This is a genomic window from Mucilaginibacter sp. FW306-07-L (assembly GCF_058782065.1).
Genome location: NZ_JBYSXI010000003.1, coordinates 494,532 through 507,215, shown reverse-complemented (window position 1 = coordinate 507,215; position 12,684 = coordinate 494,532). Strand labels below are relative to the sequence as shown.

The 12,684-nt window shown below is 40.9% G+C and carries 10 protein-coding genes; 5 read left to right on the top strand and 5 right to left on the bottom strand.

Features of this window, described 5'->3' with window-relative positions; genetic code table 11:
• Positions 1-84: 84 nt before the first annotated feature.
• Positions 85-672, bottom strand: a complete 588-nt coding sequence (locus tag AC3WJC_RS17395) for a dihydrofolate reductase family protein (protein ID WP_492400385.1) — start codon at positions 670-672, stop codon at positions 85-87.
• A 423-nt stretch (positions 673-1,095) separates the two neighbouring features.
• Between AC3WJC_RS17395 and AC3WJC_RS17390 the strand changes: the two genes are divergently transcribed.
• Entirely contained in the window at positions 1,096-2,331 is a 1,236-nt protein-coding gene (locus AC3WJC_RS17390) for a tyrosine-type recombinase/integrase (protein ID WP_492400384.1), read from the top strand.
• A gap of 99 nt (positions 2,332-2,430) precedes the next feature.
• On the opposite strand, the gene AC3WJC_RS17385 is transcribed toward AC3WJC_RS17390, so the two are convergent.
• Both AC3WJC_RS17385 and AC3WJC_RS17380 read right to left on the bottom strand, forming a co-directional pair.
• On the bottom strand, positions 2,431-3,993 hold the full coding sequence (locus tag AC3WJC_RS17385) for a hypothetical protein (protein WP_492400383.1): 1,563 nt from the start codon (positions 3,991-3,993) through the stop codon (positions 2,431-2,433).
• A complete protein-coding gene (locus AC3WJC_RS17380) occupies positions 3,959-4,111 on the bottom strand; it encodes a hypothetical protein (RefSeq protein ID WP_492400382.1) in 153 nt (50 codons plus the stop codon). The genes AC3WJC_RS17385 and AC3WJC_RS17380 overlap by 35 nt, the downstream gene beginning before the upstream one ends.
• Positions 4,112-4,384: 273 nt before the next feature.
• Between AC3WJC_RS17380 and AC3WJC_RS17375 the strand changes: the two genes are divergently transcribed.
• Entirely contained in the window at positions 4,385-5,800 is a 1,416-nt protein-coding gene (locus AC3WJC_RS17375; protein WP_492400381.1) for a Fic family protein, read from the top strand.
• A 518-nt stretch (positions 5,801-6,318) separates the two neighbouring features.
• Here AC3WJC_RS17375 and AC3WJC_RS17370 read toward each other — a convergent pair.
• Together AC3WJC_RS17370 and AC3WJC_RS17365 are read right to left on the bottom strand one after the other, a co-directional pair.
• Positions 6,319-7,140 (bottom strand): DUF4249 domain-containing protein, encoded by an 822-nt coding sequence (locus AC3WJC_RS17370; RefSeq protein WP_492400380.1) that lies wholly within the window; start codon positions 7,138-7,140, stop codon positions 6,319-6,321.
• A gap of 27 nt (positions 7,141-7,167) precedes the next feature.
• Positions 7,168-9,543, bottom strand: coding sequence for a TonB-dependent receptor (locus tag AC3WJC_RS17365; RefSeq protein ID WP_492400379.1), 2,376 nt, complete (start codon positions 9,541-9,543; stop codon positions 7,168-7,170).
• A 252-nt stretch (positions 9,544-9,795) separates the two neighbouring features.
• Here AC3WJC_RS17365 and AC3WJC_RS17360 point away from each other — a divergent pair, with 252 nt between their 5' ends.
• The 3 genes from AC3WJC_RS17360 to AC3WJC_RS17350 all read left to right on the top strand — a co-directional run bounded on the left by AC3WJC_RS17360 (position 9,796) and on the right by AC3WJC_RS17350 (position 12,363).
• Positions 9,796-10,428, top strand: a complete 633-nt coding sequence (locus AC3WJC_RS17360; protein WP_492400378.1) for a class I SAM-dependent methyltransferase — start codon at positions 9,796-9,798, stop codon at positions 10,426-10,428.
• A gap of 554 nt (positions 10,429-10,982) precedes the next feature.
• Complete coding sequence (locus AC3WJC_RS17355) at positions 10,983-11,639, top strand: sensor histidine kinase (RefSeq protein WP_492400377.1); 657 nt, start codon at positions 10,983-10,985, stop codon at positions 11,637-11,639.
• A 1-nt stretch (position 11,640) separates the two neighbouring features.
• Positions 11,641-12,363 carry a LytR/AlgR family response regulator transcription factor gene (locus tag AC3WJC_RS17350; protein WP_492400376.1) on the top strand — a complete coding sequence of 241 codons (723 nt, stop codon included), beginning with the start codon at positions 11,641-11,643 and terminating at the stop codon, positions 12,361-12,363.
• Positions 12,364-12,684 lie beyond the last annotated feature (321 nt).

The window sequence follows — 12,684 nt, the reverse complement described above, 5'->3', positions numbered from 1 at the left end:
TTATTTGAAACCGGTCATTTTATTGAGAAATATCAGCATCAAGCAGATGAGTTGTAAAACATTAGAAAGCATGATATAAAACCGCTATCCTATATCACTTCGCTCTGACCCGGCGTTTCCGGTTTCAACCACTCCCGCACGGCGGTAATTGGCCAGTATCACACCTTTTGATGTAATAGTGCTATCTGTTAGCGTAAATGTGCGCGGAAAAGCATTTCTTCCAAAAAGCTTTTTGCCTTTGCCCAGCAGCAAGGGGTGTATTTTAAGCCAAAGTTCATCCACCAGGTCATGGCGTAACAGCAACTGAACGAGTTCGGAACTACCCCAAATCTTGATATCGGTCCCTGCTGTATCTTTTACAGCTTTAACAGCATTTAAATCCTTCAAAAAAACCACATGCTGCCAATCCGAATGCGTGCGGGTGCCGGACAGTACATATTTGGTCACCTTATTTATGCCAGGCCATTGGTCGGAACGGCCAGGCCAGTAGGGTTCCCATATGTCAAACGTCTTGCGTCCAAGCAGCAAATCCGCAGGTTTCATTTGTTGTAGAATGGCCTGTCCATATTCTTCGTCTCCAAAAGGAGACACCCAACCGCCGTATTCAAATTCGCCGGAGGAATCTTCCTGTGGCCCGCCGGGTGCCTGTATAACACCGTCCAAAGAGATCATACGATCACGATCAATTTTCTCATACAATTACTTTTACAATGTAAAGATCAACATATACAAGCTAACAACTAGGGGGCGGATGCGACAAATAAGATGGTTGATCGGGCTGTGATTCACTAAATAAAATAAAAAAAGGCCTTACGTTTACTGTAGGCCTTTAATTTAAGTGGAGAATATCGGAGTCGAACCGATGACCTCTTGCATGCCATAAAGTATTTAGGTAAATTCAATAATATTCAAATACATTCAATTGGTTCATTATCAATATTTTAATCAAATTTATTTTTCATTAAATTTCATTAAATAATCAATTTTCCCGACTTTAGTAATCCCATAGTAACCCCATATTCACGCACGGGAATGCGGTTTTGGCTTTTTAGTAATCCCACATTAAGGAAAATTAGTGATTTTAAAGGTAAAGTGATGGAAGTTTTAAAAAAAGTGACGCTTAGAGCTGATCGCATAGATGCTAATGGCGAGCGGGAGATCAGGATCAGGTTGACCCTTTACAAGGAACAAAAAATTTTTTCTGTAGGATATAAATCCAAACCGGAAGATTGGGATTTTGAAAAAGAAATGCCAGCACCTACTCACCCGCAATTCAGAAAAGCATCAAGGCAGATCGAGGATTATCTGGATGAGATCGATTTTGAGGTTAAGCTGCTAAAAAAGAACGGGCATGAATTCATTTCCCTACCCGACCTCATCGCTAAGGTTAAAAAGAAAGACCGGGTGGTTGTACCTGCAAAACTCTATGCTTTTACGGATAATATCATACACGAACTTAACGGCGAAGACAGGGTCGGTTATGCCAATACATTTAGGGATGTAAAAGAATACGTCCTCAAGCATGTCTTCGGCAAGTCGGACCGCTCATTTGTCAGTTTTGCTAAAGCAGATTTTGTTGCCCTCGAAGATTACATGATAGCGCAAGACCTTAAAGAAACTTCAATTAGTGCCTATCTCCGGACATTTTACAGGATATGGAATCTTGCTATCAAAGCTGGTATGTGTCCAAAAGAACACCATCCAAGTAAAACAATTAAATTCAAACCGTACAAAAGATACAAAACCAGTAAAAGGGCTATTTCAGCCGCCGAGATTAAACTCATTGAAGGTTATGAGGCAGAATATCTATCAAGAGAGTATCGCTATCAGCAGATATTCCTATTCAGCTATTATTGTCGTGGGATTAACTTTAACGATATAGCCAAACTAAAAGATACCAATTTGAATTGCGATATCCTGCGTTATAAAAGGAGCAAAAACAAGCGTCTTTATGACTTTAAGTTACACACTAAAGCTATGGCGATCATAAATATTTTTAGAACCTATCCAATTCAAAGTGGTGGTGGCTATATTTTCCCCATTCTAAAACCAGAGCATGATACCGCGGCTAAGATCGATGCCCGAATCGATAGTGCACTAAAAGACTTAAATGAGGTTCTGAAAACCATAAAAGAAAATAAAGGTATTGCCCGCGATGTGACCTCTTATGTTGCAAGGCATTCCTTTGCCACAAACTTAAAACATAAAAAAGTTGAGGTAAGTATTATACAGGAGGCAATGGGTCACGAGACAGAAGAGATGACGCGTGTTTATCTTGAAGAGTATGATGATGAGTTAGTTGCCAGCAGCATTGAAGAAGCGCTGGATTAATGTTTGAAATTGAAAGTTAGTTATCCTTCGATATTAATACAGCCGCTTAGAAATCTAAGCGGCTGTTATTTTTTTCAAAATTCAACTTCCAGCAAGGGCTTATTCTATTAAACGGTCTTGCAGATCCAGACCGATAGGGTTTTGAATAGCTACCAGGTGAATGACGATGTCTTTAAACGAAAGGAAAGTCATGCCATCATCTCTTATCGCTTGTTTATGGTTTGACCATAGATAGCTGCAGGTATTTGCCACACTATCGTAATGATCAAAAGGAACCCTTACGAATCCAGACGGCGTCTCTTCTTTATCAACCGCATCTTGATATTTGAGATGGGCAGATATCAGTAAGACTCCGGGGATAATGAAATTTGCTGCACCAGGACTCCTTAGTAGAATGGCCAGTTTATTAATTGCCTCTTTATTCGAGTAGGACCTAATTATATAAGACATCGTTTTAGGGCTGAATTTCAATAAAAGCTTCTGATATCCCGCTTTCCAAACCTCCATCTGAACCCTTGAAATTCCCAAAACACCCTGCCACAGATCCCAATGATTATGGTAAAATCTATGGTCATATTTCCATGTTGGCTGAGCCAGCGCATAATCGATCATTTCGTTCCAAATCGCGCCTAGTGCGTCGTAATTTTCTGGCTTTTGATAGTTATAGACCAGGAGATTATCAAAAAAAGAAATCAGCCATTTCGCGCTACGATTACCGTATGCCAGCAATGGCTTCCATAGTGAATCAGCTTCAGCAGCATTAACTTTAGGCAGGATAAAAGAGAGTTTCAAGATAACCCAATGGTCAAAATCATGAAGAGAAATATCTAATGGTAGTTCATCCTCATCCACCGGCCCCCAAATATTAGTTTGAAGCTGAATAAGTTTTTGATACCAAGCCATGATGAACGCTCTTTCTTTTTCATCCGTAATGACTTCAATTTCGGGAAATTGGAGGGATGGGTACAATAAACTAATTTCTATACCTGGATCTCTAAGCTCCTTGACCTTTATCCCTCTCCGAGGGAATCTGCGTGTTTCATCAGGTTCGTTTTCTTCAGAGTCATTTTCTTGAAAACTGCAAATATCGATCAGCGTATCCTGCGTATCTCCATTGACAAAAGCTTCCAGTATTTCTTTGAATATATCCTTCCAATCCACTTCCTCATCCCAGTGATGGGGTGCATGCTGACTTACCAAATTACAGCGCTGGATCATCAGGTTCTGGAGTTGAATAAAGATCTTGTCCGAAAATTTAAAATATCCCGCGATTGTTTTAAACAGACGTCCTACTGCCTCATTATTGAAGTTTAGTGCCAGGATTGCTATCCAACGACGCCTTACCTTATCGTGGGGATCTCCGGCGAACAAATGAGGAACAAAAATAGCTGCGAACCCTTCCCAGCCACTGGGTCCTATCACCATGGTCGAGTCACGCAGGTTAAATATAAATTTCTCCAAAACATCGGATACCACCTGATTGATCCATTCAAAATATTCAGGATGAACGTCCCTTATTATTTTCTTGTTGTCTACTAAGATGGCTATGCCAGCGAATATATTTGACAAGCGCTGATTGAGATGCGCGAACAGATCACCTTCTGGCTTTTCATAAAAACCTTGGATCTTAGACCAGACAGATTCCAGTTCCGGCAGATCCAAGTTCCATCTGCAATGGAAATTTAGCCATAAGTAGGTAACCTAAAAAATAGGCAGTCACCTTATCTTCGAAATCAAATCCTCCGCCGCCGGTCTGTTTTGCTGATGCTATTTTAGCCATTAGTTTTATTATTTATCAGTAAATTTTACCTTAAGTGAAGGCATTTTTAATTTATAAACGACAGACCTTCACGTGTCCACTTATATCAATGTCACAATAAGTTTTTCCGAAAAAAACACCTTACAAAGGTCGCAAATCGAAGTATCGCGACAAAATTACCCCAAAAACTGTCGTGATACTATATCGCGACAAAAATATGGTTATATATACAATTTATATTATCGCGACAAAATCTTAACCAAACTGTCGCGATACTGCATATCGCGACAATAAATGACTAAATTTATCGCCATAAATTATTTTCGTCGCGATACTATGAAGGTAGAAAAAAAAATACCGGCGTATGAAAACCTATTAAAGGCTTTAGCCCATTTTCCTGAAGGAACGGGCATCGATGAGCTAGGATTAGCTTATAACCCAGGTATTTCAAAACGCACGCTCCAGCGAAGATTAGCTGTATTATCAGAACAAGGTACGGTGCAGATCAGTGGAAACGCACGTGCTACGATCTACAGGCTTATTCAGAAGGCTCCCGCGGCGGAAGCTGCTGTTGCGACCAACCAGGTTCCTATACCGATCAGCGAAGAAAGCGCCAACCTTCGCGACCGGGTCACTGCTCCAATACAACAACGGGAGCCGGTCAGTTATGAAAGGCAATTTCTTGAGTCTTACAGGCCGAACATCGACAGCTATCTCACACAAACGGAAAAGGCGAGGCTGGCGGCTATCGGCGGAAATCGATCGGAGCAGCCTGCGGGAACCTACGCTCAGCAGATCCTTAACCGCCTCCTGATCGACCTGTCATGGAACTCCAGCAGACTGGAAGGAAATACCTATAGCTTATTAGATACTACAAGGCTGATTGACCAGGGTATGGCAGATGATACGAAGTCTGCCAAGGACGCGCAAATGATCCTCAATCATAAAGATGCCATTGAGTTCATTGTGCAAGCAGCGGCTGATATAGGCTTTAACCGGTACACCGTGTTGAATATACACGCGATGCTTGCCAATAACTTACTGCCCGATCCACAAGCACCGGGCAGATTAAGGTCCATGGCTGTGGGCATAGGAGGTTCCGCCTATACACCAACGGCAATACCTCAATTGATAAATGAGCATTTCGATCTGATCTTAGAAAAAGCCGAACAAATCGACGACCCCTTTGAACAGTCTTTTTTCATGATGGTCCATTTGCCATACCTGCAGCCATTCGATGATGTCAACAAGCGTGTTTCCCGCCTGGCAGCCAATATTTCCTTTGTTAAAAAAAATCTTTCCCCGCTATCATTTATCGATGTACCCGATGATCTTTATACCCAAGGTATGTTGGGCGTTTATGAGCAAAACAATGTCAGCCTACTGAAAGATGTTTTCCTTTGGGCCTATGAAAGGTCGGCTGCGCGTTATGCCGTAATCCGGCAATCCCTAGGTGAACCGGATCCATTCAAACTGCAATACCGAAACCAAATACGGGAGTTGATCGGAAGGATCATACTGGAAGGCCTGAATTCATCAGGCGCCAGCGCACTCATTAAAGGCCAGGCCGGCGAATTACCCGAAGCGGATCAGGATCAATTTATCGAAGCTGTAGAAACAGAGATACTGGCCATTCATGATGGCAACTTCGCGAGGTATCGGGTCAGTCCCAAAGAGTATGAACGCTGGAAGGCAAACTGGGAAAAATAAAAGGTCAAAACCAATCCACATACAGAAATGTCAGGTCATAAAAAATTTAATAATTCTCTGGCCTTTAAAGCATTAGATGAATGCATATGAATCAATTAATACGATTTCAATTTGTGGATCATGTGGAATCAAAGTGTTTAAATTTGGAGGTCTTAATTGTTATTTACACCATGCTAAAACCCGCTGTTTTTAGTTTCAGCCGGTCAGCACCTGCCCCGGTAGTGGATTTTCACATTCACAACTAAAATTATCTACCCGAGAACACTTTTAAGACAGCTGAAGATCAAGACCTATTGAGCTGTCATTAGCGGATATAAGATATCCGAATCCATTTAGCCATTGGTAATGTTTTATTCCTATCAAACCTGTTAACAATATAATTGTTATTGAACGGTGAATACGAAAGGATTTTTTGCAGTTGGCATTGGCGCTTCCGGTGGTGGGATAATAGCCGGGAATCCCTGAACTGGTAAACAATAGAATGAGCGGAGTTTTTCCTCTCCGCTCATCAGATCGGGTTATTTGATTGTATAACTTTTAGTGGCTACTTCCGCCAGTCTGAAGTACCCGAAAGCATAATTCTGGCTATTGGTCTGGTTAACAATGTTTCCCCGGACGGCACTTGGTATGGTAGGGAAAGGGTTCCCGTCATTGCCGGAAGCCACGATCAGTTTGAACATATAGTTATAATAGTTTTTAGAGATCCCGTACAATTTGATGTCTACGCGATCCCCGGCTTTCAACTTTTCATGCGAATAGGATTCCGAATTTAAATTACCGTTGGTGTGTTCGTCATCTTCAACTTCGAGTTCAGGAAATACGGAATGCGGCTGGGTAATGCTGTTCAGGTAGTAATTTATCTGATTAGGATCATCCTGGTAGAAAAAGGTGATCTCCATTTCATCACCGGCTTCGCCACCCTTGTCATTCTGATCGATCTTGTCCTCGATCTTAGAGACTGGCGTAAAAGTTTCTGATGCCGTGTAGGTCTCGCCGTTCAAAACGATCTTTAAGCTATACGTCTCGCCGATCACAGGAAGAAAATTGCTACAGATGTATTGCCCTGTCCCGGGTTTTTCTACGAAATTGAAGACTATATTCGCAGCATTGGTGATCGTAATCACGGCTCCGGAAACACCCGGAAAATCCGAGCTGTAGTAGCCTGTGGTGGTTGACAATACGATCTTTTGTTCATTGCCGGCTGTATTTTTCACCCAATCAATAGAGGCATCTACAACAAGTCTTGGTGCTGCTGTTTTCAGATCTTCTTGTATTGCCTTTTCGCATCCGGTTATCAGCAGTGCAATAAACGGTAAGAGTATTATTTTAAGTGATTTCATTGTTTGTCGTATTTTGATGAGCATTTGTTAGAATTTTACGTTGTAAGCTACGCTTGGGACAATGCCGAAAATGGATATCCTTCTCGTCTCATTCCGTCCCGTTTCTTCATTTTGCCTGAAAGAATAGGATGCTGCATTGTTCCTGTTATAGAGATTGTAGATGCTAAAGTTCCACTCACCCTGCCAGCCTTTTTTCTTGTTTGGTTTTGGCGTATAGGTCGCAGATACATCTAAACGGTGGTACGCAGATAATGAATTCGCATTTCTTGCGCCGTAACTCGCAACAGTTACGCCCTGGTACAGATATTTGCCATCAGGAAATGTTGCTGCTTTTCCGGTTTGGAAAGTGAGAATCGCGCCAAAAGACCATTTTGGACTGACCGAATAGGCACCGGTGACGGATAGATTATGCAATTTATCGTAATTCGCCCGGTACCATTCTCCGTTGTTAATACCCGGCTCATCCGAAGTTCTGCCGGGTGTCCTTTGCTGCGCTTTAGAAAGTGTATAGGAAACCCAGCCGGTCAGCTTACCTGTATTTTTTTTTAGCATCATTTCCAGGCCATACGCCCTTGCTTCACCGTTCAAAAGCACTCGCTCTATTGCGTCAATACCCAACAGATCTGCGCCGTCGATATAATCTGCCTTGTTCTTTATTTTCTTATAAAATGTCTCCGCTTCCAGGGAATACTTGTCGTCTTTGAAATTATGAAAGTAACCCAATGCTACCTGGTCCAGAATTTCCGGTTTAAGGTATTTGTCAGAAGGGGCCCAAATATCCAGCGGGGTCGCAGATGCGGTATTGGAGATCAAATGAATATACTGGCTCATTCTGTTATAGCTGGCCTTGATCGAATTATCATTGTTCAGCGAGTAAGCCAGTGCTACCCTTGGTTCCAGATTCCCGAAACTGGCTATTTTCTGGTTTTTCTTATAGTTGATCGTTCCTGTGGCTTCAGCCTCCTCATAGACATGGAAATTCCTATTGTAAATGACTGGCCGGTCATTGGCATACGTGTAGACCTCCTGCGCACCTACGCGCTGAAAGTTACTGTAGCGAAGCCCATAATTCAGGGATAATTTATCGGAAAGGCGTTGGTCGGCACTGAAGTAGGCTGCATTTTCATAAGCATACTTCTTCGCTATCTGATCCGGATTGATCGCTGATGTGGCTCCGTATGGCTTGATCGTTCCGGGATTAAAATCGTAGTAGATCGAATTGATACCGTAGTTCAATGTGAGGTTATTGGAAACATAATGTTTAAAATCATACTTGAAATTATAGTTCTTCACGTCTGCTTTCCAGTCCATCCCAATGGTTTTGATCTTGATCCGGTAGTCATAATCACTATAAATGGCTGATGCATTTGAAAAGATCTTATTGGAGAAGATATGGTTCCATCTGACATTTAAAAGTTTGTTGCCATAGGTATTTATAAAACTGTTATTCAGGTTGAGGTCGTCATTGCCAAAGTAGCCTGAAACGAATACGTTGTTCTTTTCACTGAATTTGTAATTGAACTTGGTGTTCAGATCATAGAAAGAGGCTGAATTGGGTTCACCCGCCGCCTTTAATAAAAGATGGGCGTACGATCCCCTTCCCGCGACCACGAAAGAACTTTTACCTTTGGCAATAGGCCCTTCTACAAGCAATCGGCTGGACACCAATCCAATCCCGCCATTGACATGAAACTCCTGGTTGTTCCCTTCTTTTTGATAAATATCCAGTACCGACGATACCCGTCCGCCGAAATTAGCTGGTATCCCGCCTTTATAAAGTTTCAGGTCTTTGATCACATCCGCATTGAAAACCGAAAAGAAGCCTAATACATGCGAAGTATTGTATACCACCGCTTCGTCAAGCAATACCAGGTTACCATCTACAGAACCTCCTCTGACATTAAATCCCGTTGCTCCTTCCTGGGCATTGGTTACACCGGGAAGCTGTAAGATCGATTTGAGGACATCTACTTCGCCCAGTACAGCCGGCATCTTTTTGATCGTGGCAATGGAGAGTTTATTGGTGCTCATTTCAGGTTTTCGGATGTTCGTTTGCGGCGTACTGGATTTGACCAAAACTTCATCCAGCGTCCTGGCACTCTCCGTCATCGCGAAGTTTTTTCTGATGTTTTCGGTCAGCCTGATACTATCTTGCAGTCGATCATAACCTACATAGCTGATGACAATGGTGTAAGTTCCTCTTGGCAACGTTGTAGAATAAAATCCGTAAGAATTGGTGGTCAAGCCAACTTTTGCCTCCGGGATATAAATACTCACGCCAATAAGTGTTTCTGTATTGGACTTGTTGGTGATCGTGCCGCTTAGCGTTGCTTTCTCCTGCGAATAGGCATGAGATGCCCATGCAAAAAGGAATATCAGGACGGACAGGGTTCTGCTTTTCATTAATAAAAGTTTAGCGTTAAATATTACATTTTCGGCTAAACTAAATTTTAAAGGAACCCGCAATTTTTATATATACCAAACGTGATTGAATATATATTAAAGCAGCTATTCCATATAGGAAAACAATTCCTTCTCGTTGCTTCGCTACCAAAACTGGAGTATTTAAAATGAAATACATCTGAATATTGGTTCTTGATACAATGAATATAAATTTGAAGTTTTGAAAGAATAAGATCGAGGCATAGCATCAACATGGCAGAATTTTGGGAAAATAGTTTTCAGAACAAACAGGAAATGTGGGGATGGGAACCAGCTGATTCGGTGGCTGAAACTGTAGAATTATTTAAGGCGCATGGGTTAAAAAATATACTGATACCCGGATTCGGTTACGGTAGAAATGCTAAAATATTCTATGATCATGGGTTTAGGATCGCAGGAATTGAAATATCTGCAACGGCGATCGACTTGGCAAAGAAGCAATTTGGACAAAACCTCAAAATCCACCACGGATCTGTTAGTTCAATGCCTTATGACAAGGACTTGTATAATGGTATATTCTGTTATTCTTTAATTCATTTGTTAGGACCAGCAGAACGATCAAAGTTGATAGCCGATTGTTATGATCAACTTGAAACCAATGGCTATATGGTTTTCGTTACCATTTCGAAAAATGACTTTAGATATCGCGAAGGCGAAGAGATTAGCAAAGACACATTTAAGAAGAACTATGGGGTCACTTTGTATTTCTACGATCCCGAATCGATTCAAGCCGATTTTGGTAATTACGGATTGGTTGAATACAGAGAAGTTACCGAACCCAAAAAGAACCTGTCAAATCAACCGACACAAAGGTTTTGGTATATTGTCTGCAAAAAGTGTCGCTAACAATATCTTAAGGCCTCACTATCTCTGTTGACGCCGGATCGCTGGCGTGTATCATACCTGCAAAAAAGATCAGCGATCTTATTTGGTATATATTTCATGGGCTTTGGTATAGTAACTTATTTTTATTACTGCCATATTACTTGATTTGCCAAAAATTTAGGCTTATGAGTATATGTTTACAAAAAGATCATATGGATACTAATTGGATGCTTCAATTGATCATTTCAGATAAATACCGGTTCCAGCGGCATATATTACTGATCATCTTTTGTATCGTTGTTTTATATTACAGTCCCGCGGACTATGTAGAACCCTTAGAGACGTACAACCGACTGGTTGTTTTTCTTCAGATCATTCTGATCGCCTACAGTAATATGTATTTTTTCGTTCCAAAATTCTTATTCAGGAACAAATACCTGCATTATGGTCTTTTCGTGCTTTCGGGTATGGTTCTTTCGTATTATATACACGAAATTTTTGCTGAGTCGTTTAAGCGGTATCTGCTACCAAACGAAGATGACACTATTAACTTTTTTACCTTTTCTTTTATGACGATGGTGCTCATCATCGCATCCGCAGCGATCAAGTTATTTCAGCAATGGATAGCAGACGCGCGACTGATCAATGATCTGGAACTAGCGAATACGAATAGTGAACTAGAACAACTCAAAAATCAGATCAATCCGCACTTTCTATTTAACATGCTTAATAACGCCAATGTATTAATTGAAGATGACCCTAAAAAAGCTTCGCAGGTCTTGGTAAAACTGAGTGATCTCCTTCGTTATCAGCTTTATGACAGTTCAAGAGAGAAGGTTTTGCTGACTTCTGAGATCCATTTCTTAGAAGATTTTCTGAATCTGGAAAAGGTCAGACGGGACAATTTTAATTTTTTAATATCCAAAGAAGGCGAATTAAGCGGTGTTCAGGTGCCCCCCTTATTATTTATATCGTTTGTTGAAAATGCTGTAAAGCATAATAATGACGCCGCAAAATTATCTTATTTGAATCTTTATTTTGACGTGCGCCATAACGAGATCTTTTTTAAATGCGTAAACTCGAAACCAGCAGTGAAGGCAGTTAATAAATCCGGAGGATTAGGTTTGGCAAACATCAAAAGGCGATTAGAACTGCTGTTCCCTTCTTCACATACCTTACAGATAGAAGACCATCCTGAAACCTATTGCGTTGCCTTAACTTTAAAACAATAAAATGAATTGCATTATAGTAGACGATGAGCCATTAGCAAGAAAGGCGATCCATAAGTTGGTTCAACAGACAGAAGGTGTGGATGTCATCGCTTCTTTTAACGGGGCAGAAGCTACCAAAGCTTTTCTATCCACAAATTCCGTAGACCTGGTATTCCTTGATATTCAAATGCCTGGGGTGAACGGAATCGAATTTGCCCGAACAATCCCTAAAAACACTTTGGTGGTGTTTACCACCGCTTATCATGAATTCGCTTCTGAGAGTTATGATGTTGACGCTATTGACTATCTGATCAAACCAGTCAAACTCGAGCGCTTTCAAAAAGCTGTTGAAAAAGCCAACACGTACTGCAAATTATTCCATACTGAACATACCAATAGCAATATTGAGAACATCACTACGGATTATATTTTCGTGAGATCCGAACGCAGGATATTTAAAGTGCATTTCAGTGATATACTATATATTGAAGGCTTAAAAGATTATGTGATCATATATTTAGAAGCTCAGAAAGTGATCACACTCATGAATATCAAAACTATTCATGAATTGCTTCCAAAAAGCTCTTTTGTCAGGGTCAGCAAATCCTACATCATCAACGTAAATAACATAGATTCTGTAGATAACAACACCGTTTATATAAGGGAAAACGAAATACCGATCGGCAACATTTACAGGGATCACTTCTTTAATGAGTTTGTAACCAAGAAAATTTTAAGTAAGTAGTAAGTGGGCTTACTCGGATGATGCCAGACATTCATTTGCGACGAATTTAAAACATTAGAAGGTAGATGTAAGCATTGTCCGGGAAGCCATGGGCAATGAAACAGAGGAGATAAATCGGACCTGTTTGAAAGAATATGACGACGAATTGGTGGCTAGCAGTAGTGAGGAGGCATTAAGCTGAATATGGAGTTGTTGCTGTTGTAACTAAAGAACTGTGTGATGGAGTAACTAAAGGAGTAAAACCAGAACTTGACAGCGTAGTGAAAGTCATACTTAATAATCCGAAGTAAATTCAAGCAAAATAACAGCAATCATAGAAAG